The 22,169-nt window shown below is 45.2% G+C and carries 18 protein-coding genes; 3 read left to right on the forward strand and 15 right to left on the reverse strand.

The features are described from left to right. Positions 1–58: 58 nt before the first annotated feature. Both CA598_RS18090 and gpr read right to left on the reverse strand, forming a co-directional pair. A complete protein-coding gene (locus CA598_RS18090; RefSeq protein ID WP_094877372.1) occupies positions 59–1,375 on the reverse strand; it encodes a stage II sporulation protein P in 1,317 nt (438 codons plus the stop codon). 158 nt (positions 1,376–1,533) lie between these two features. Continuing rightward, positions 1,534–2,535: a GPR endopeptidase gene (gpr, locus tag CA598_RS18095; protein WP_094877373.1), complete on the reverse strand. Its 1,002-nt coding sequence runs from the start codon at positions 2,533–2,535 to the stop codon at positions 1,534–1,536. 311 nt (positions 2,536–2,846) lie between these two features. Here gpr and rpsT point away from each other — a divergent pair, with 311 nt between their 5' ends. Next, positions 2,847–3,119, forward strand: coding sequence for a 30S ribosomal protein S20 (gene rpsT, locus CA598_RS18100; RefSeq protein WP_042130412.1), 273 nt, complete (start codon positions 2,847–2,849; stop codon positions 3,117–3,119). A gap of 222 nt (positions 3,120–3,341) precedes the next feature. Here rpsT and holA read toward each other — a convergent pair whose 3' ends face one another. The 5 genes from holA to CA598_RS18125 all read right to left on the reverse strand — a co-directional run bounded on the left by holA (position 3,342) and on the right by CA598_RS18125 (position 7,938). Then, positions 3,342–4,361 carry a DNA polymerase III subunit delta gene (holA, locus tag CA598_RS18105; protein WP_094872689.1) on the reverse strand — a complete coding sequence of 340 codons (1,020 nt, stop codon included), beginning with the start codon at positions 4,359–4,361 and terminating at the stop codon, positions 3,342–3,344. A gap of 278 nt (positions 4,362–4,639) precedes the next feature. Then, entirely contained in the window at positions 4,640–5,893 is a 1,254-nt protein-coding gene (locus CA598_RS18110; protein ID WP_094877374.1) for a zf-HC2 domain-containing protein, read from the reverse strand. After that, positions 5,890–6,438, reverse strand: a complete 549-nt coding sequence (locus CA598_RS18115; protein WP_036677530.1) for an RNA polymerase sigma factor — start codon at positions 6,436–6,438, stop codon at positions 5,890–5,892. The genes CA598_RS18110 and CA598_RS18115 overlap by 4 nt, the downstream gene beginning before the upstream one ends. Positions 6,439–6,822: 384 nt before the next feature. Further along, entirely contained in the window at positions 6,823–7,059 is a 237-nt protein-coding gene (locus tag CA598_RS18120) for a hypothetical protein (protein WP_042191032.1), read from the reverse strand. Between the two features lie 237 nt (positions 7,060–7,296). Then, a complete protein-coding gene (locus CA598_RS18125) occupies positions 7,297–7,938 on the reverse strand; it encodes a bifunctional 2-keto-4-hydroxyglutarate aldolase/2-keto-3-deoxy-6-phosphogluconate aldolase (RefSeq protein WP_094872686.1) in 642 nt (213 codons plus the stop codon). A 346-nt stretch (positions 7,939–8,284) separates the two neighbouring features. Between CA598_RS18125 and CA598_RS18130 the strand changes: the two genes are divergently transcribed. Beyond that, positions 8,285–9,235 carry a sugar kinase gene (locus tag CA598_RS18130; RefSeq protein WP_094877375.1) on the forward strand — a complete coding sequence of 317 codons (951 nt, stop codon included), beginning with the start codon at positions 8,285–8,287 and terminating at the stop codon, positions 9,233–9,235. 401 nt (positions 9,236–9,636) lie between these two features. Here the strand turns inward: CA598_RS18130 and CA598_RS18135 are convergent, their stop codons facing one another. From CA598_RS18135 to CA598_RS18160, 6 genes are all read right to left on the reverse strand, one after another. Then, entirely contained in the window at positions 9,637–10,653 is a 1,017-nt protein-coding gene (locus CA598_RS18135) for a LacI family DNA-binding transcriptional regulator (RefSeq protein WP_094877376.1), read from the reverse strand. A 73-nt stretch (positions 10,654–10,726) separates the two neighbouring features. Continuing rightward, positions 10,727–11,845 (reverse strand): hypothetical protein, encoded by a 1,119-nt coding sequence (locus tag CA598_RS18140; RefSeq protein ID WP_094877377.1) that lies wholly within the window; start codon positions 11,843–11,845, stop codon positions 10,727–10,729. Next, a complete protein-coding gene (locus CA598_RS18145) occupies positions 11,842–12,381 on the reverse strand; it encodes an RNA polymerase sigma factor (protein ID WP_094877378.1) in 540 nt (179 codons plus the stop codon). The genes CA598_RS18140 and CA598_RS18145 overlap by 4 nt, the downstream gene beginning before the upstream one ends. Positions 12,382–12,825: 444 nt before the next feature. Further along, positions 12,826–15,504: a ComEC/Rec2 family competence protein gene (locus CA598_RS18150; protein WP_094877379.1), complete on the reverse strand. Its 2,679-nt coding sequence runs from the start codon at positions 15,502–15,504 to the stop codon at positions 12,826–12,828. Positions 15,505–15,621: 117 nt separating this feature from the next. Then, positions 15,622–16,140, reverse strand: a complete 519-nt coding sequence (locus CA598_RS18155; protein ID WP_042191041.1) for a deoxycytidylate deaminase — start codon at positions 16,138–16,140, stop codon at positions 15,622–15,624. 114 nt (positions 16,141–16,254) lie between these two features. After that, complete coding sequence (locus CA598_RS18160) at positions 16,255–16,893, reverse strand: ComEA family DNA-binding protein (protein WP_094877380.1); 639 nt, start codon at positions 16,891–16,893, stop codon at positions 16,255–16,257. A 186-nt stretch (positions 16,894–17,079) separates the two neighbouring features. On the opposite strand from CA598_RS18160, the gene comER reads away from it, so the two are divergent. Then, on the forward strand, positions 17,080–17,925 hold the full coding sequence (gene comER / locus CA598_RS18165; protein ID WP_094877381.1) for a late competence protein ComER: 846 nt from the start codon (positions 17,080–17,082) through the stop codon (positions 17,923–17,925). A 65-nt stretch (positions 17,926–17,990) separates the two neighbouring features. Here comER and leuS read toward each other — a convergent pair whose 3' ends face one another. After that, positions 17,991–20,441 carry a leucine--tRNA ligase gene (gene leuS, locus CA598_RS18170; RefSeq protein ID WP_094877382.1) on the reverse strand — a complete coding sequence of 817 codons (2,451 nt, stop codon included), beginning with the start codon at positions 20,439–20,441 and terminating at the stop codon, positions 17,991–17,993. 517 nt (positions 20,442–20,958) lie between these two features. Beyond that, complete coding sequence (locus CA598_RS18175) at positions 20,959–22,026, reverse strand: AI-2E family transporter (protein ID WP_042191048.1); 1,068 nt, start codon at positions 22,024–22,026, stop codon at positions 20,959–20,961. Positions 22,027–22,169: the final 143 nt, after the last annotated feature.

The following is a 22,169-nucleotide window of genomic DNA, read 5'->3' on the forward strand; positions in this document are numbered from 1 at the left end:
CCACTCCTTCTTAAATACTTGGTAATAAGGTTGTTTATTCTAATGAAATATCTATAGCTTAAGAAGCTCCGTTCGACTTTTGAGGTGCTGTAGCATTTACCTTCTCCGAGTCATGACTGCTCCAGTACACATCCGCAATAGCATCTGCCAAAATATCAGCCGTACGCTTTAATTCCTCTGCTGTATTATCAATACCGCCCACTTCAATCAAGACACTATTAGGTGAGAGGGTTTGGTTGTACTCCCCGTTGTTTCCTTTACCCGCAGCTTTTCCCCATATTCCGCGAGATATTCCTGGGTAACTCTTTTCAATCGTTTGATGAATCTTGTTTGCAAACTCTTCGTTCTTCTTCCAATCTTTATTCGCATGTCCAATAATAAAATACACCTGAGCGTAACTTTTCCCATCAATCGTTGCAGTTGTTTTGCCGTGACGCTGTGAGTCGCGGTGAATGTCGATAAGTTCACTCATTTCTTGATTTGTGCTCATCGCTGATTTAACCAACATTCGGGAATACTTATAGGAAAAATTCCAGTTATAGTCGGCAATTTTAGTTGGAAAATCATCTTTGGCATGAACGGTACCAATTCCGCGTTGTTCCAATCTTTTCGTAATATATGATCCTACCAGCATTACATTTTTAGAAGAAACTGCCGAGCTTGGATTTTCGTTCGCTACGCCTAGTAGAGGGTTAAAGGCCTCCCGTGGATGTGAATGATAGATAAGGATCCGTTTAACCGAGGTGTCCTTGGGATTATCTGTCTCGCTTTGCGGATCACTCTTATCCGTACCTCCTGCAGCTGCTGATGGCTCAGGAGATGGAGCTATCGTCGCTTCAGGCTGCTGTGCTGGGGGATCTTCAGGCTTGTCCACTTCGTTTGGAGCAGACGGATCAACTTCTTCCCCGCCCTCAGCAAGTTCATCCGTTCCCGGATGATAGTCAACAGGTGCTCCTGTAGAGCCGCCTGAGCCTTGTCGCAAAAGAAATGGATCATCCGCTGCCAAGCCTGGCACTTCACGAGAGACTAAACTCTTCGGATCACTTGGATTCACACTGGTCAGCAATTGAAATACAAAGGAAGTTACTTTTTCACCTGAAAAAGCGGAAGGCTCTTTCCCCTGCGGTAAATGCGGTACTTCCATCCCCAACAGCTCCATGAAAAATCCACTGGATAGCGAGGCCGCAAGCCCCTTCATAGATGGAATGGGTGAAGAGTTCAACTTCTGTCCGGCCAAACCGCCAGCTCCAAGCAGCATAAAAAATACTAGCGAACCTCCGGCGAGCAGCAGCATCGTTCTTCCCAGCGATAAAGCATCCAGCACTCTTCCACGTAAACGGCCGATGTTCCAAAGCTGAAACCATTTTTTATTCATTATATTTATGTCCTCCTCCAGCCCTCTGTAATCTCTTATACTCCAAATCTATGAGCGAAAGAGTAGTAGTAGAACCGTAAATGAGAGAATTGACATAAAGCCCGCACAGGATACTGTACATCAGCATCCCGCCGGACTGTGTGCTAGCTATGATTCAATTAGTGGGTATAAGCGCCAACATTCTCAGGATCGACCGCATCATGTAGCGCCGCATTAAGGCCACTCGCAACAATATTAGCGATGCCTTCAATAAATTCATCGATTTCCTTAGGGGTAACGATCAAATCATGTCCAAGCGGCTCCAGTACTTCCTTCACTAGTGACAGTCGCTCTTGCTCGGAAATATCGTCCAGCATCCCCATGATTTCCTTAGTATGACCCGCTCCTTTGCCAAAATGATTTTTCATCATCTCCAGCACATTATTTACAATGGTCGAAGCATAGCAAACGGTAGGAACACCGATAGCAATACAAGGAACACCCAGAATTTCCTGTGTCAATCCGCGCCGTTTATTGCCAATCCCCGAACCAGGGTGAATACCGATATCGGCAATTTGAATTGTCGTATTGATCCGTTCCAGTGAACGGGATGCCAGCGCATCAATGGCAATGATGAGATCCGGCTTGGTACGATCCACGATCCCCTGTACAACTTCACTCGACTCGATACCGGTCAACCCTAACACCCCTGGAGCAATAGCACTTACCTTACGGTAGCCTGGAGAGACCTGATCCGGCACGAGCTCATAAAATTGCCGAGTAATGAGCGCATTCTCCACCACCAGCGGCCCCAATGAATCTGGAGTCACATTCCAGTTTCCCAGTCCAACGATCAGTACAGATGCATCCTTACCAATCCCAATCCTAGTCAGGAAGTCCTCGAATTCGCGAGCAAAGACTTCAGCTACTTTTTGCTGCAAGCCCGTATCTCCACCGCGCAATGCCGGCACCTCAAGGGTGACATAATTCCCAATCGCGCGACCTATCGCCTGTGATCCGGCAGCGTTAGCCACACCAAGCCGGGTAACTTTTATCCCATCAGACTCTTCCACTTCTTCGTTTACACCAGGAATTGACGTCCTTTGTGGCCCTTGAGCCATTTCCTTCGCCTCTAACGCCAAGTCCGTGCGTACCGAATATAGCTGCAGATCCGGTTCCATTGTTCCAGCCTCCTAAAAGTTTTGTAAGCATCGCTCCATTGAATTACTTCGGGCAAAACTTGCTTCGTAAGCGATACTTAGTTTTGTGAGCAGACGCTTCCCTTGAGTTACTTCAAACAAAAACTCAAATTGCAAGCTTCTGCCTATGCTCTTTTGTCGATAGTGTGCGAGAGAAAGCCCTTGTTTATGCAGGTTAAAATGGTTTAATTTGAAAGCTTTAAGTATTGCTTTTTACTACCGGTCATGCTAAACTATTTTAAGTTGTGAATCATTTGATAATGATTTCGAATGTCTTACAGGAGGTGAATGCAATGCCAAATATTAAATCCGCGGTTAAACGCGTAAACACGAACGAAAAACGCCGTGCACTGAACGCTTCCCAAAAATCCGCGCTTCGTACAGCTGTGAAAACTGCTGATGTAGCACTGACAGGTACGGAAGTTGAAACTGCTCAAGCTGCTTTCCAAGCTGCTTCCAAAAAGCTGGACAAGGCCGTAACTAAAGGTCTGGTTCATAAAAATGCGGCTGCCCGCAAAAAATCCCGCTTGGCGAAGAAATTGAACGCTCTTAAGGCTCAAGCCTAGGACGACATTCATAATGAGCAATTGAAGAACCTGACCGCTATGTTTCATACGGTTGGGTTTTTTTGTGCCTACTATTCTATAAATATAAGTAATAGTTTCCTCCTTTTAGACGTTAGTTGAATGAAAAAAACCACCTTAGAAAGGTAGTTTTCTTGAACGATCAACTTTTCTCTTTTTTCATTTCATAATAGTGATTCGTCATAAAGTTATCCACTACTTAGCTCAAGTACCTAGCCGTAACATAAACAACTCCAGACCAAGCACTTTATCTATAGCTCCTGTCTTCATTTTATAATCCAGATCAGCCAGTGCACTTAAAATTTGACGCAGACGTTCACTTGAGAACTTGTGGGCCTGCTCCCCTGCAAGCTTTACTGCATAAGGATGAAGTCCGATCTGTGAGGCAATCTGACCTTGCGAATAACTATGAGCTGATAAATCCTTCACCTGCAAAATAATCCGGAACTGCCGTGCAATCAGCGCAGCAATCTTAATGGGTTCTTCCCGCTGCTTCAACAGCTCATACAGCGTATCAAGCGCCTTATCTAGACGCAGGTTAGCGATATCCTCTACAAGCGTAAACACATTTTGTTCCGTTCCGCGATGCACCAGACTCTCTACTGCTTCTGCGTCTACGGTTCCGCCCTTACCAGCGAACAAACATAGCTTGTCCATTTCCGCGGATAAGCCCTGCAAACCTGTCCCCGCATTAGTGATAAGAATCTCTGCGGTGCCAGATGCCATCGTACAACCTCGCTCACGAATCCCTTTCTCTACCCAGCGCAGCAGTTCTTCTGCCCCTAGCGGGTTGAAAGCTAATACCGTACCCGCTGTTTTAACGGTCTTCACAATTTTCTTACGCTCGTCCAGCTTGTCATTATTCACCATAAAGACAATCACACTGAAATCTACAGGATGCTGCAAATAATCACTTAAAATATCTATACGATGCTCAAGTTTGGCATTTTCTTTTCCCGCTGTAAATAAAGATGCGTCCCGCACCAGCAATAATTTACGTTCTACCATAAAAGGTACAGTCTCTGCTTCTTCTATCACAGCCTGCACCGGCGTCTCCGAGAGATCAAAGGGAATAACTGCGAAATCACGATCCTCTTTAGCAATTAGCTGGTCTTCCAGCAATGCCGCAAATTCATTCATTCGAAATTTTTCACTGCCGTACAAAAGGTACAGCGGCGAGATTTTCCCTTGTTTGATTTCTTTTATCGCCGTTTTGGCATCCATTCCGCCACTTCCTTTTCCATTCATCTAGCCCAATTTGCCCAGATTCCTATTGTAGCAAAAAAAACGACATAAATGCACATGCAAAAACGGAGAAACTCTGGCAGCCATGGCCAAAGCCCCTCCGTTTAAGCGGCGCATCTATATAAACGCCGGAGTGAGAAGCCCTAGAAACTTCCCATCCGACGGTCATACCGATGTTCTTCAAATCCTATACTTTCTAGTTCCTGTCCGGTTGCTATAGTATATTCTGAAACTCCTAAAAATGTTCCAGCCTCAAATTAATTTGTTGACGTTGAAGACGGAGTCTTCGATGGTGTCGCCCCAGGTGTTGTAACCGGCGTTGAAGAAGCTGCTGACGCTTCCTGTACAGTGTACACCTTAGTGGTATTCACACCATCTTTCTCCGTCACATACGTAAACTGCGAGCTATCCGCCGACCATTCTCCAGAAATCCAATTTCCTTCTAATGGATAAGAAGTCACTGCTGTCCTATCTTCCACCGAAGCTTCGGGTGAATTCTTATAAATAACAAGCTGTAATCCAACAAACTCAACGGCATAATGCCCATCAGGGGAAGTCCAAGTCTGCACATTAGAATCATTGGAATCACTAGAAATGTTAAAGCCCATAACCTCTCTCCTAAAATCATTCGCACTATCTAATGATTCCTCCGTAGATGGCGCTGAATCAGCTGCGATCCTTTTATCTATAGAAGCAGGTTGATCCTTCTTATCCGCTTTGGGCTGATTATTACTGCCAGCACTAGTATCCGGAGTTTGAACTTTCGTTACAGTATCCGGCTTCGGCGTCATAATCTTCTCCGTAGGTTTGGGCTTCACATTATTTGTTGGTTCCGGTACCGATCGTCCTCCAGATCCAGCATTAGTTTCTGTTGGAGAAGTCGGCATCGACGCAGGGTCTACCGGCCCCATCGCTCTATCTAATGCAGCGTTATCCTCATTCACATCAGGAGCAGCTGGTAGAGCCCCCGAATCGATTCCGCTATTAGCAGGCGCTGCCTCATATGAATCAGCAGAAGTAGAGGCTTGCGATTCAATAGCCATATTATCAGCACTATCGCTGGTCGCTTTACTACTATCCTGCATCATTTGTTCTACCTCTGCCCCAGGCATTTTATCCGGCATATTAAAAATAGCGATCCCTAATATTACGGCAGCTGCGATAGCTCCAATGCCTGTCCGTGCTGCTATAGAGGTTCCCTTGGAAGGTTTACCGCGGGAGCTTTCACGTGAAAATGGAACTACAACTGGTTCCTCGGTTCTCACAGCGCTTTGTTCACGGCTGCTTCGATCCAATTCTGCAAGCTGAGGTAAAATAGAGTCAACCAGACTAAACGGGGGTTTCACGTCTGGCAACTGCTCCAATTCTTTGGAGAGAAGTGTCAGCCGCTCAAAGACTTCCGCGCAGGAAGGACAATTATCGATATGACGGAACATCTCAACAATCTCATCTTGGCTCAAGTCTTGGTCTATATAGCGGTGCATCCATTCCATCACCTCCGCGCATTTCATCCCGATACACCACCTTTCTGGTACTCCTGAAGTCTATTCTGCAGCTGCTGTCTGGCCCTAAACAGATATGATTTCACTGTATTCAAAGGCAAATCCAGGCAGTCTGCAATCTCGTTGTAAGAAAAATCTTGTAAATAGCGCAGGACGATGACTGTCCGATGATGCTCGGGCAATTGATCAATCGCTTCACGTATATCCTCAGCTAAATAAGAAGATAGAACCTCACGTTCCACATTGTGTTTATCCTGAAACACCATTTCATGCTCATCAATAGAAACTGTAGGTTTAGTTCTTCTGAATTTATCAATGCAAATATTGGTAACGATTCGCTGAACCCACGTTTTGAACTGGGCCTTTTCCTCATATGAACCGATTTTGGTATAAACCCGGATCAAGGCCTCCTGAGATGCATCCAGCGCATCTTGTTCATTATGCAAAATGTAGAAGGCGGTTTTATATACATGCCCTTCAATTTCTCGCAATAGGGTGATTAGAGCGTCGCGATCGCCCGCTTGAGCGGCTCTGATGAGTCCCTGCTCCACCACGAAGGTTCCCCCTCTCTATGCAATCTTACTGACGCGCAAGACTGCGAATTTGTTGCAACCCTGTAATTAATATTTTTAGAATACCAAACTTTTCTAAGAACGTCATGTTAAGCCATCTTTTATAAAGCGCAATCGCACATTTCATAGCATTTCACAGTCAATAATTCCTACTAAGCATACAGGGGAAACTTCAATCATTCAAATACTCTTTTGAATAACTTTATAACAAAAATGACACAAGTATAAACGCCTTCGGCATCGCAATATGGCCGGCAAGCGTTTAGGTAAGAAATATCTCCCATTTCCAAAAGAAACGGCTTATCCTCCTGTCGGAAAAGAAGCCGTCAGTAAACAAGAAATAACCTTAGAATCGAGCACATAACTCTATTTATATAACACAATCTTGCAGAGCATGAACACTGCGTAGTTGTCCCTAGTTTCATCATCCACAACATACGCCTCTCCATTCTCAAAAATATGAGGGTTATTGTAATTCCGCTCTAATCTATAGATCTGGCCCTCCGTCACCTTACAACCATGGAATGCCGACGCAATTTCTACGTATTCCGCATCCTCTTCATCAGCTGCAAGATACAGCTTTTTATCATGATAAGCAGGCATATACTCACTCCCGGTCCGATAATAAACCATTCCAATTCGTAGACGTCAGTCAAACATCATAACTCTTCTACTTTATAGTTTATTGCCTTTGTCCTCATTCTATACTTTATGAAAACATATAATGTAAGAAAATCTGAATGTCGGAAAATAAGTATACAAAAAGGTTGTACGGCTGACATGTGTCAGCTATACAACCTTCAATAAATCTATTTATTCGAAATTAAGAAACATACCTGATCAAATACCTTTTATCTCTTTAAATTTTGCCACATACTGAGCCGCAAGATCGGTAATCTGATCGTATCGTCCATCCTTCGCAGGTGCAGTCAAATTGCCCCCGATACCTACTGCTATACAGCCGTTGGCAATCCACTTTTCCATATTATTCAGATCCACGCCACCTGTTGGCATAATGTTCACATGTGGCATAGGGCCTTTAACCGCTTTCACATAATCCGGACCAAACGCACTGCCAGGGAACAGCTTAAGCACATCCACACCAAACTTCAATGCTTCCTTCATTTCATTTAATGTCATGCAGCCAGGCATGTACGGAATCCCATAAAGATTACACATTTTAGCTGTCTCCGCTTCAAAAGAGGGACTGACCACAAATTCCGAGCCTGCAAGAATGGCTATTCTCGCCGTTAATGGATCAAGTACAGTTCCTGCTCCAATCACTGCGCGATCTCCGTACTCCGCTACCAATCGTTTAATCGCCACATCCGCGTCCGGAGTAGTAAAAGTTACCTCAATATTATTCAAACCGCCTTCGATACAAGCAACGGACATTTTAAAAGCTTCCTCAGCACTATCAGCACGAATTACGGCTACAACTCCAACGGACGCCACATTCTGCAATACTTTCATTTTCTTCATCAGTAGACTCCCTTTCTCTTGGTACGATCGTAGATGAATATGAAATACTAATTTAGATAAACTTTTTTTATTAAATTTACTAATTAAAATGATATAATCTATAATCAGATAGTAATAATAATACGGTTAACAGTCAATACATTTTTATGGATATAGAGATTTTAATTTATAAAAATGACCAATAAGCACTTGTTTTATAAGGATTTATTAATGATTTATTTCCTTTTATCCAAAACACCTTTTGGATTAAAAATCATTCTTTTATTGTACAAAACCGATTTATGTGATAATTTCAAATTATACATCATTATACTGGGATAAATTCATTACCCTAGGAGGAACTCAAATGAGTAAACAGTTAGATGCCGTCACTTTCGGGGAGCCGATGGCGATGTTTTATGCGAATGAAACGGGTCCCCTGCATGAAGTGTTTTCGTTCTCCAAAGCGTTGGCAGGTGCCGAGAGCAATGTAGCTACAGGCTTATCGCGCTTAAATCACCCTACAGGTTATGTTACGAAGCTTGGCGAAGATAACTTTGGTCATTTCATTGCGCAAGCAATGAAGAAAGAAAACATTGATACCGCCAACATTACTTTTACTAAAGAAAATTCAACGGGTATGTTAATCAAATCAAAGGTTGTTACTGGCGATCCTAAAGTCGAATACTTCCGCAAAAATTCCGCGGCCTCCAAGCTTAGTCTGGTTGATTTTGACGAGGCATACTTTAATGCTGCAGGACATTTACACGTAACAAGTATCTCCGCCGCCTTATCCAAGAGCTGTCATGAATTCTCTGTTCATGCTATGGAGTTTATGAAGCGACAAGGAAAGACGGTCTCTCTCGATCCAAATCTGCGCCCTAGCTTATGGCCGGATACAGAAACAATGGTGAAGACGATCAATGATCTGGCTACACGCTGTGACTGGTTCCTTCCAGGACTCGGTGAAGGCAAGATTCTTACAGGTCTAAGTACGCCAGAAGAGATTGCGGACTATTATCTGGCGCGTGGCGTCAGCTTAGTCGTCATCAAGCTCGGACCTGAAGGCGCTTACTATAAATCCGCGGAAGGAGAAGGTTATGTAGACGGGTTTAAGGTAGAGCAGGTCGTTGATACCGTAGGTGCAGGTGATGGGTTTGCCGTTGGTGTAATCAGCGCAATGCTGGAAAAGCTTCCGATTGTTGAGGCCGTCAAACGCGGCAATGCGATCGGTGCGTTAGCCGTCATGTCGCCTGGCGATATGGATGGACTTCCGACCCGTGAGGAGCTTGCGAAGTTTATGCAGCAGGAGGTTTAAGCACATAGATTTGAGTCAGCTTTCGCAACATAATCTCTGTAAACTTCTGTAATTCTCATAAATAGCTGAACGCAACCAAATCTACACAACATAGCTGTACTCTATACAACTATATCGAGTCAAAATCGTTTCTTCTCGCCTTTAATTGCACTTTATACATTTAACAACTAGGTCAACATCGCTGTCAGCAATTTCCCGCAGAAATAACTGCACAAAATACAATTAAACTCTCAATTCAGGAAGCACAAACTAAAATAGTTGCAGAAAGTACAATTAACCATAAGAAGAAACAACAACGTTGCAGCCTTATAATCTAGCAGCTCGGGAGTTTTATTATTAAAAAATGCCGTCTCACAGTTGATCTGTGGAACGGCATTTTTTTGTGCTTCTATAGCTTGTAATCAGTTATATAACTTCACAGATTGCCCTTGTTGCAAGGACGGCGGGAATCGATAGGTGATTGGAACGGAAGCACCCTTGTCCTCAATACAAGAGAGTATAATCTTAGCGGCTTGCATGCCCATTTCGTATGCAGGCTGACGAATCGTTGTAATGACTGGATTATAAATTTGCGCGAATTCCGCATCATCTATACCGATGACAGACAATTGTTCCGGAATAGCGATCGCATTTCGATTCGCATATTTCAAAATCTCTGCTAGCGTGATATCGTTCGTAGCCAATAGCGCTGTCGGAGGGTCCGGCAATGCTAAAAGGCGCTTCAGTCCTGTAGCTAATTCTTCTTTTGGCACACTACAGATATATTCCTCACGCAGAGGTATGCCGGCTTCTTCCATCGCTTTTTTATAACCACTGATCCGCTCTTTACGAGGGGTAATCGCATGTTCACCTAATGGAAGGGATACGAGAGCGATTCGCTCATGTCCTTGCTGAGTCAGCTGCCCCACACCTATCTTGACCGCCATTTCATTGTCGAGCAGCAAACTCTGTGTGGTGATTCCATCTACCAGACGATCCATAAACACTAGCGGTAAGTCAGACTCGATCAGCCGACTGTAAGCAGACGGATCGTTCCCTGTCGGAAAAATAATTAAACCGTCCACCTGTCGGGCGACTAAGGTTTCGACGTACTTACTTTCTTTTTCCGCATTCTCATCGGCATTGCATATGATTACTTGAATCCCGTGTTGCTGCAGCTCGTTCTCGATCGCCCGGATACACTGAATAGACAGCGAATAATCGATATTAGCAACGATGATTCCGACCATATGCGTCCGATTCTGTTTCAGACTGCGCGCAAGTCCATTCGGTTGATAATTGAGCTCCTCGATCACAGCCTCAATCCGATTCTTCGTCGCTTCACTCATATATTTAAAACGTTTGTTCAAAAATTGGGAGACTGTACTCTTCGACACTCCCGCTTTTTGAGCCACATCATCAATCGTTAGCTTCTTCATCTCTTCGGCTCCACTCTTCTCAAAAGAAAATTACTTTATCAAAAAGTATAGCTTTTATTGGGTGAATTATCTACTAAGGAGTCTGACTCATAAATTCCTGATACAGCTCATTTCGTTGCTCTTCTGATAAAAAGGCCCAATCTTCATCTATCCATCCTAGCCCACCCTTCACAATAATATCCGCTTTGCGCAGTACCCCATCCACTTCATAATCCATGGTTAATGTTTCTCCCTTAATCTCTTTAAACCCTTTGGTTGTTGCAGTTGATCGAATGCTTAAGGTCTCTAGATCATAAAGCACTGTTTTGTCTTGGTATGTCTTATCTACCGGGTATTCTAGGTAACTTATTACGAGATATTCATTCTCCTTATCCACAGCGAATAAATACTTGTAGCTTAACAGTGTTTCATCAAAGTTCGTAAGATCCGTCGGTACCACAGTTTCTCCAGCCATTGCTTTTTTAACATTAAGCATTGAAATTCTACCATTCTCCGGTTTGTCTGAACCTAAAGTTCGCGTGGAGGAACTCAGCAGGATATAATCTCCCGCTCCATAGAATCCATTCATATATTGATAAGTACTTGCACTTCCAGCATAAAGAGGAAATGTATAAATCCTAGTAGCCGAAGAAGCCGATAGCTCCGTCTGGTCCTTCGAGCTCAGGTAAAGGGTGAACGGTTCTGTAGGATGTGTGTACTTTGGCTTCTTGTAGTCCACCATCGGGGGGGGCGGCGACCAAAGGATTCCCGCTGTTGTCTCAACGGCATATGCTTTAGTCTTATCTCTGCTCATTGGCAAAGGCATGTAGTATTTCTTACCGCTAATCTCAAACTCTGCTGGACTTGTCGGAGGCTCTGACGCTTTGTCATTAGTAACAGGAGTAGAAGAAGGTAGTATCGCTGCGGCTTGTGACTGCACCGATGAAGATTGAACTGGACCTTGGTTCTTCCATGCGCCTATAGGCAAGTTAAGTGCACCTATCAACAAAATCATAGCCACACTGGTCAGTAACACACTTTTGTTTATTCGATAACGTCCGCGACTTTTATTTTTTAGCACAGCAGCCTGCTCAATCCGCATCATCAGCTCAGGTGTAAAGCCATCTTCAATAAAAGGTCTTTTGCCTGCTTGCGCATACCAATCAGTCTGTCCGATCATCACTGGATTACTATTATCAGCTTTGCCTTTCATTCTCTCTCCTCCTTCTGAATGGCTTGCTTAACCTTCTCCCTCGCTCGCGCGAGTCGAGATTTCACAGTCCCTTGTGGTACATTCAGTAAATCGGACATTTCGCCGATCGATAGTCCATACTGAATATCCAGTACAAGCACCTCTCTATTCTTATCTGGCAGGGTCATAATAATTTCCCAGATTCGGTTCGCATACTGATTGCTGAGCGCTTCTCTTTCTGCAGACGGAGCATTTACAGTAACAGGTTGATCTCCAAATGGTATGAATCTGCGCCAAAAGCTATTTTTGCTCCAGCTGAAGGCTGTATTTCTAGTAATCGTGAGCAGCCAGGTCTTCATCGACGATTGTCCCCGGTACTTCCCCACATTTTTATATGCCTTCAAAAATACTTCTTGGCTAATATCATTCGCTTGCTCACGGCTTCTAGTTAAGAAAAAAGCATAATTCCACACATCCGATCCATACGCCTCCATCATTTCCCGCAAGGTCATTTCGTACGCATACGCTTCTGCATATGGCATATCTTCGCTTAGCATGTTTCGTCTCACCTCTTGCCTAATATGACTTTCCAAACTTGAAAAAGTTCCCTATAAAATAAATAATTAGGTCATATATTACTTAACCGTATATTCTCTATATCTGTCTATTAAAAAGCACCACCGATGAACGTCTAAACGTCATCGGTAGTGCTCGGATATCTGATAGGGCTGATCTGAATCTTGATTGTTGCTCTCTTTGTAAGTTTGTCGCCCGTAATCGGAGGATAATGGTCAACCCTGCTTTTCTCCGGACTCGGATATATCTATAAAAAGCGTTCTATTGCATTTCGTGCAATAGAAATTGATTTTTCAACGCCATAGAGAGTATCTGTTGAACTTCATGCAATAGATACTCTTAAAATCCACAGAAATAGGCGCTTTTCCTCATTTTGAGTGTACAAAGTACAACAGAATGAAGATCCCGCTATCTTGGAGTGCGTTCTATTGCACAAAATGCAATGCCTCCACCAACTTATATCGCACTTCAACCCCCTCTGCCCGCACCCGCATCTGTATTTCCCCCTGCTGATCCGTCCGGAAAATAGATGCTTGGTTATCTTGCAATCGCTCCAACACCTCAGCTTTCGGATGACCATACAGATTATTAACACCCGCTGAGATCACCGCTGCTGCAGGCTGCCAGAATTTTAACCAAGCTTCGCCAGTGGATGTCTTGCTCCCATGGTGAGCCACCTTCAACACATCAATGACAGGTCCAGTGCTGATCCCCTTTTGCTTAGCCTGCTCTACAATCTCCTCCTCGGCTTCCAAATCCATATCTCCGGTGAATAGAAAGTTCCTACCATTCATCTCTAAGCGAAAAGCTACCGAATCGTGGTTCTGCTCTTCCAGTAGAGGAATGCCATTCTGATAAGGATTACCCGACGCTTCTCCACCCCTTCCCTCCGGCCATAAAAAGGACAGCTTCGTCTTATCATCCGGGGAAAGGGTCATTCCTTGATGCACAGCATACAACTGAACATCCCTCTCTAGCGCAGTCCGCATCATCCCCATATAAAACTCGCGATCAACTATTGTCCCATTAAAAAGCAATGCCGATACCGGAATCTCTCCCAACACGGCTTGAAGTCCTCCGGCATGATCCTGATCTCCATGTGTCAAAATAATGACATCTAAACGGTGGATACCACGTTTTTTCAGCAGAGGAACCAGCACTTTAGCGCCAACCTCGAACGGACTTCGGCGAACGCGCCACTCTTCTTTTTGACCAAAGTTTAAGGTTCCGCCACCGTCCACTAGAATATGTGCTCCGCTCGATGTAGTGATGAGAATGCTGTCGCCTTGTCCAATATCCAGATAACTAATTGTACCTCTGCCTGCTTGACCGTCCGACTGATAACCCCAATACAGCAGCATCCCCAGCCCAACTGCCAACAGTAGAACAATCGCCCCGCTCCAGCGTCCAACCTTGGAACCATCAATAGCAAACTGTGAATTCCCCACTCTCCCAAACCCACCGTGACTGTTCACAGGTAAACCAGCCTCCGTTAATGGTCTCGTCTCATCCTCCATATATTGCGGTGCAGAACGAGCTTCCTTTCTTAGCTTGGCAACATACAGCAGACCATACAATAAAACATAGTACACCCCGATCCACAGCAGTGAAGGTGAGCCCCAAATCAAAACTCCACCGGCAAATTTATTGATCCATTCCACAGCGAAAAAAGTAAAGTTATTCAGCAGCTCCGTAACATGCGCCAGTACGTATGCAGCATCTTCCCACAGTCGTCCAAGCAGTAGTGCAAGCGTCCCTAGCGGCAATACTACAAAGGTAATCAGAGGTACAAAGACCAAATTGGCGACAAAGGATAGTAGCGAAAACTGATTAAAATAATAAATCGTGAGCGGGAAAGAAACTAATTGGGCCACTAACGTCACAGAGACCGCACCTTTAAGCCAGCGTGGCAGTATGCTCAAAAGAGGATTCATAAGCGGAACGTAAACCATTAAGCCAAGGGTCACCAGAAAAGACAGCTGGAAGCTGACACTGAGCAGCATATAAGGATTCCAGATCAACATAACCAGTGCCGATGCCGCCAAAATATTCAGTCCATCCTTCAGCATCCCAACTCGTGCAGCGAGCAGGGCAATCATACTCATCAGCCCCGCACGCACAATGGACGGGCCCGCACCCGACAAGAGGACATATACAGGAACAAGTATGAAGGTGAGCGTTAGTGCCGTCTCTTTTGGCAGCCGTAAGCGCCTGAACAGAAATAAAAGAACACCTACATACACCGCTACATGCATACCTGAAATGGCGAGAATATGCGTTAAACCAAGCTGTGAGAACTGTTTAAAGGTATCCGGATCAAGATCATCCTGCATCCCAATGATTAAGCCCTTCATATACCCAGAGTGACGTTCTTGAAAAAGTTGATCCAGCTCTGCCCCAAGGGCCATCCGCGCGCTATCATTTAAGCGAAAAACCGTTAACAGACTCCATGAATCTGGCACGGTTACCCTTACATTTTCCGCCCCCTGCCCCTTCAATAGCCAATGAATCTTCTTCGTATGTAAATAGGCACGATAATTGAAGCCTCCAAAATTACGCGCTACTGCCGGCTCTTCCAGCACGCCATTAAGCAGCACCTCATCCCCTCTTCGCCACTTCGCAGCAACAGTAATTTCATCCTCGGCCAGAAGTTTGATCTGCACTGCGATTAACTCACCCTCTACCTTTTCATCCTGCTCTTCCACAGGATCAGATGCTTTTTCATCTCCCTCTGCAAGCAGGTTCATATGTGAGAGCTTCATTGTAAAATCAACCCGATCCCCATCCCGTTCCACAACGGAAATGATCATGCCTCTAGCTTCCACGGGACTCCCATTCAGCTCTGCAATCGTGCTGCCCAGCGCTTCAGGTATTCCGCTAATATTTCGAGCTTCGTTCCACTTCCAATATCCAGCCGCTAAAGAAATGGATAAACACAACACGGCTATGTATTTCCAGCTTACTGTTCCCCACACCCTAAGACTCACCAGTAAAAGTATTAATCCTGCCCACGCCAATAGCAGTCCGCTCCCTGAGCTTAAGCAAGCCGCTGCGCTTCCAGCCACCCAACATACTGTAAAGCTTAACAAGGGTCTTTCCTTCACGTGCCCATCCCCCTTTCACAATACTGGATACAAAAAAAGAACCTCTGCATACGCCATAAAAGCGCACGAGAGGTTCTTCCTCAAGCCATCTTATTAAATTGGTGTTATACAGATCTGCTATTCCGATACTTTGATCATCGTTTCACTTGGCGGCTCATAGTTCTCCAATTGGCGAAATATGATACCCTTGGCAGCCATCATCGCTTCAACCTTTTCCATATCCTTACGGTAAGGTCGGTAATACACGATTTCCACGATACCACTGTTCGCCAGCATATTGGCGCAGGTCCAGCAAGGCTCATCTGTCACATAGACGGTACTGCCTTCCCGATCGATCCGGTCTGTAAATAGCAAAAGATTCTGTTCCGCATGAATCGTGCGAATACAGCGCTGTTTCTTCACCATTGTCTCTACGCCATCCACGATTTCCATTTCATATTGCTCCGAGAGCATACAACCTGCCTCTGAACAATCAGGTACACCCATTGGCGCCCCGTTATACGCTGTTCCTAGCAGCTTCTTGCCTTGTACCAGCACAGCACCTACATGTCGGCGATTACAGCGTGAACGAGTGGAGACCATGCAGGCAATGTCCATGAAGTAAGTATCCCAGTCTTTACGATAAGCAGCAGTCATAATCAATCTCCATATCCTTCTAAATAGTTGTTAACTATTGTAACACATCCCCGCAAGTATTCACTAGGACAACGGTTGTAGCACATTCAACAGTACCTTCAATACCCTTATATCTTAAAATATTACTAAAGGCTTTAGCTTTTCCAGCATTTTGGGCCCGATCCCCTTCACCTTCCCCAAATCTGACAGACTACGAAAAGCCCCTTCACGGTTGCGGTACTCGATTATAGTCTGTGCCTTCTTCTCTCCGATGCCCGGGAGATCCATCAGCTCCTTAGCACCCGCAGTGTTCACATTTATTTTACCTTCCTGTGAAGCGACTGACGTGGTAACCTCAAGCGCCTCCAAAGCATTCTCTCCAGTAACCGTTGTCCCTTTTTCATCTACTGGAGTTGGAACAGCATGATCTGCTTGTGCAGTATCCTTCACCTTTTGAGCAGCATCAGACTTATCACTAACTTCAGCCTTTCCGGCACTATCAGTTTTCCCAGAAGCATCAGTCTTCCCAGTGGCTTCGGCTCCCACTGTAACTTTCCCAGCACTTTGCTTATCTACCTTCGTCTGCTGGCCTCCCACTTTGCCCTCTGTAGCCGAAGCTTCATCTGGCTCAGCGACTCCAACCGCTTGTTCCATGCTTCCATTCAAGGTCTCCCATCCGGCAATGCCGGAATCCCCCTTACTCCCAGCAGCCCATAACAGTCCACTACCTAGTAAAGCTACAGCCACTCCGAGCACTATACTCCCTTTATTCAAAATGCACTCCCCCTCACGAAAATTCGTCCTATACTTTTTTGTGAATCTTCATACATTCCTTTAATTGGAATTCCCTTTAATAATTCATACAAAACCTGTCATTTGTCCAAGGCTATCCTGCATACATATAACGAAGAGAATTCATGTCAGTTAGTAAAAAGCAATGCTAGAAAGGAGGAACCACAGGTGAAAGTAGGATTTATCGGAACAGGCAGCATGGGCAGCCTGCTGATCGACGCCTTTCTTTCTTCCGGAGCGCTAGAACCGTGTGATGTGCTTGCCAGCAACCGCAGTCTGAATAAGCTACTGGAGCTTGAGAAGCGTCACCCCGGCATTTCCATTTGCGGAAGCAATAGGGAGACAGCGTTAGGAAGTGATATCGTTTTTTTATGCGTAAAGCCGCTTGAATTTAAAACATTAACCAATGAGATCGGCTCATGTCTCCGGAGTGAGCAAATCGTCGTATCCATTACAAGTCCAGTTCAATTGCATCATCTGGAATCCGCTTTGCCGTCCAAAATCGCTAAGATTATCCCAAGCATTACGCACTGCGTCAAGAGTGGGACTTCACTGTGCATTTTTGGCAGCAGGCTTAATAAAGAAGACAGGCTTGTACTGCTACAGCTATTGTCTTTCATAGGTGTCCCCTTAGAAATCCAAGAGGCACATACCCGAATCGCTTCTGATTTCTCCAGCTGTGGACCTGCGTTCTTAAGCTATTTCATTGAGCGCTGGATTGAAGCAGCTGTTGAGGCCACTGGAATTGAAGAGTCATTAATCAGCCGACTTGCTGGTGAAATGCTGCTGGGTACAGGAAAATTGCTGACAGAAGGTGAGTTTACCCCGCAAGAGCTTCAAGAACGGGTCGCTGTTCGCGGCGGCATTACCGCAGAAGCGTTAAACCACTTACGTACCAGTCTAGATGGTGTATTTGAACGCCTCATCACGACAACGCATGATAAATATGATGAGGATGTTATTAAGCTTGATGAACTATTCGGACATGACACTATTAATCAAGGTCCGAAATAACGTTAGAACAACAAAGCCCGCAGCACGGATTTCTCCGATGCTGCGGGCAGAATTGCGTTCTTCGCTTAACCCACTACAATATTTACAAGCTTGCCAGGAACCGCAATAATCTTGCGTACGGTTTTACCTTCTACAGCTGCACTTACATTAGGAAGTGCCAGCGCATGAGCTTGCATTTCTTCCTGACCCATATCCAGCGGAATCAATGCGCGTTGTACGATTTTACCATTCACCTGAATAACGATTTCAACCTCAGCATCAACTGTCCATGCTTCATCATAAGTTGGCCAAGCCACGTAGCTGATGCTTCCTTCATGACCAAGCAGTTGCCATAGCTCTTCAGCAATATGCGGTGCCAGTGGTGACAACATTTGCACAAAATGTTCGGCAGCTTCATGGGACAACGTTTCTTGCTTGTAGGCATCGTTAATGAAAATCATCAACTGGCTAATCGCCGTATTGAAACGCAGATGCTCGAAATCCTCAGTAACTTTCTTAATCGTTTTGTGCCAAGTACGTTTGAACTCTTCCGTACCGCCATCTGCTGTGATTTTGGAATTGAGCTTACCTTCCTCATTCACGAACAGGCGCCATACACGGGACAAGAACCGGTGAACCCCTTCAACACCCTTTTCATTCCAAGGCTTGGTTGCTTCCAGAGGGCCCATAAACATTTCATAGACACGCAGTGTATCTGCACCAAAAGCTTCAACAATCTCATCAGGGTTGATGACATTTCCGCGTGATTTACTCATTTTTTCATTATTATTTCCAAGAATCATACCTTGGTTAACCAGCTTATGGAAAGGCTCTTTCGTTTCTACTACGCCGATATCATAAAGCACTTTGTGCCAGAAACGTGCATAGAGCAAGTGAAGCACGGCATGCTCGGCTCCACCAATGTACAGATCCACTGGAAGCCATGCTTTTTGCTTCTCTGGGGAGCACAGCTCTTGATCGTTCTTCGGATCAATGTAACGCAGGTAGTACCAGCAGCTGCCCGCCCATTGCGGCATGGTGTTGGTCTCACGGCGAGCCTTCATACCAGTCTCAGGATCGATCGTTTCCACCCAATCTGTTACATTGGCAAGTGGAGACTCCCCAGTACCCGATGGTTTGATCGCATCTACATCAGGCAGTACCAGCGGCAGCTGATCAACCGGAACAGTCTTCATTGTACCGTCTTCCAGATGCAAAATTGGAATCGGCTCTCCCCAGTAGCGTTGACGGCTGAACAGCCAATCACGCAGACGATAGGTTACTTTACCTTTACCTACGCCCTTCTCTTCCAGCCTAGCAATCATCTTCGCAATTGCTTCTTCATTCTTAAGGCCATTCAAGAAATCAGAATTGACATGCGGTCCGTCTCCGGAATATGCCTCTTCTTCAACGTTGCCACCTTGCACGACTTCCACGATATCCAGGCCGAATTGTTTAGCAAATTCCCAGTCGCGTGTATCGTGACCTGGAACCGCCATGATCGCACCCGTTCCATATCCGGCAAGTACATAATCTGCAATCCAGATCGGCGTCTTAGCACCATTCACAGGATTGATTGCATACGCACCCGTGAATACACCGCTCTTCTCTTTAGCCAAATCTGTACGTTCAAGATCGCTCTTATGAGAAGCTTTCACACGATATTCTGCAATCGCTGCACGTTGTGCTTCTGTTGTAATGGCATCAACCAGTTCATGCTCTGGTGCTAATACGCAGTAGCTCGCTCCGAACAATGTATCTGGACGTGTTGTAAACACAGTCAGGCTAGCGTCGTGACCTTCAATTTCAAAGTTCACTTCTGCACCTGTGGATTTGCCAATCCAGTTGCGCTGCATATCCTTAATGCTTTCAGACCAATCCAGCTCTTCCAGATCTTCTAGCAGACGCTCAGCATATTCAGTAATTCTCAGAATCCACTGACGCATCGGTTTGCGGACAACCGGATGTCCTCCGCGCTCACTTTTACCGTCAATAACTTCTTCGTTGGCAAGTACTGTACCCAGTGCCTCGCACCAGTTAACAGGTACTTCTGCTACATAAGCCAAGCCTTTGTTGTACAACTGGATGAAAATCCACTGCGTCCATTTGTAATAATCTGGATCTGTAGTGCTGATCTCGCGATCCCAGTCGTAGGAGAAACCCAGCGATTTGATCTGACGACGGAAATTATCGATGTTCTTATCTGTAAAATCACGTGGATGCTGACCAGTATCCATGGCATACTGCTCTGCAGGAAGTCCAAAAGCATCCCAGCCCATCGGGTGCAGCACGTTAAAACCACGCATCCGTTTGTAACGGGATACGATATCCGTTGCTGTGTAGCCTTCTGGATGACCTACATGCAGTCCTGCACCTGAAGGGTAAGGGAACATATCCAGTGCATAGAAATTCGGTTTGGTTGGATCTTCACCTGTCTTAAAACTTTTGTTCTCATCCCAGAACTTTTGCCACTTGGGCTCAATAGCCTGTGCCCGGTAACCGCCGGCAGGTATACTGTTTGTTTGATTGTCGCTCATTGTCTGCTCCTCCTTGGAGTGTTACTACTTAGATTTCTTAACCAAGCATAAACTGCCATCGGCATCCTTATAAGGACGGTAAGCGTTTATGCGAGAAATATAAGACATGAAGTATTTCGTGAAACCTATACCCTCTTATATTTACAAAAAAACCTCCCATCCCTAGCGTATTATCGCTAGGGACGAGAGGTTATAATTCCCGTGGTACCACCCTAGTTAGCGGCTGAATATACTTTATTCTGCCACTCACTTTGCACCCTTTAGCGGGGGTGAGGCGACGACGGTTCACCTAGGACATCCATTATATCTAGTGGATATCCTGAAACTTGCGCCGTTACTCCGAGGTGAGTTCACTCCGTTCCGTTAACCGGCTCGCACCTTAGTGCCGGCTCTCTGCAATAACGGTATAGAATTAATACTCCTCATCATCGATCAACTATATATACCGACTGTTCATCAGTAATATTCCCCAACATTATATACAAAACTGTTGACTATAGTCAATGTTTTACCCTATTTACACGGGCTTTCGTTTGATTAAATACGTCATAAAGTGTTGAATAACGACTTTTGCAGCCGCGAAGAACGGTACAGCAAGGATAAGTCCGATCATCCCCGCCAATTCACCGCCAACCAGAAGTGCAAAAATAATGAGCAGCGGATGCAAATGCAGCTTCTTTCCCACCACCTGAGGTGAGATTATGTTACTTTCCACGATTTGGCACACTGTGTTAACCACTGCAACCAACAGCACTAAACGGAAAGAAACCGTCGAAGCCATTACAATGGCTGGTGCAGCCCCCAAAAAGGGACCCATATACGGAACAATATTGAACACTGCCACCACACTCGCAAACAATAAAGCATATGGCATTCCGATGATGGCATAACCGATATAAGCAAGCACACCTATAATAATGCAGACCAGAAACTGTCCACGAATGTAGTTGCCGAGTGCATCATCGATATCTTTTAACAAAGTTACAATCGACTTACGGCGTGCGCGGGGCAGACAAGACACCACCGTCCGCTCAAACACATCAAAATCCTTCAGAATATAGAACACTAGAAACGGTACAATGAAAGCATTGAACAGCACATTAATCGTTGTCCCTATATTATCGAGAAAATTAGAGATCCCTTCGGCGAGACGACTTTCCAGTTGAAAAAACCAGTTGTTCATCCCCATTTCGACCCCGGGCGGGATTAGTCTAGAATTCATATGTCGCATCAGCCCCTGGGCTTGCAGCGTCATCTCTGGCAAATGTTCATTCAACTCTTCAAGCTGCTCGATAAACATCGGGATAAGGTTAATTGCGATCACTGCAATCGCCGTTAGGAATACTGCATATATAAGTAGAACAGCTACACTACGCGGCATCTTCCGGCCGGCAAGCATACTAACGACGGGATTCAGCACGTAGGAAATAATCATAGCTGCCAGAAATGGAGCAAGGATTGCCTTCAAAAATACAAATATCCCCTGCAGCATTGGACGAAGCAACCAAACAAAATACAAAATGATCAGGGAGAGCAGCACTCCGATCATCCAGCGGAACCACTTACTTTGGGACCATTGCTCCATGAGTGTACCCTCCTGCGACTGTAGCCTGGACTAGCTTCGTAAATAAGTATATGTATGGCCGCAGCAAAATAACCATCAAGCACACAAAATAACCCCACAAAGTGAGGCCTGTGCTTCGATGCTGATTCAGGTACTTTGCGGGG

The organism is Paenibacillus sp. VTT E-133291 (assembly GCF_002264395.1).
GTDB classification, from domain to species: domain Bacteria; phylum Bacillota; class Bacilli; order Paenibacillales; family Paenibacillaceae; genus Paenibacillus_AQ; species Paenibacillus_AQ nitricinens.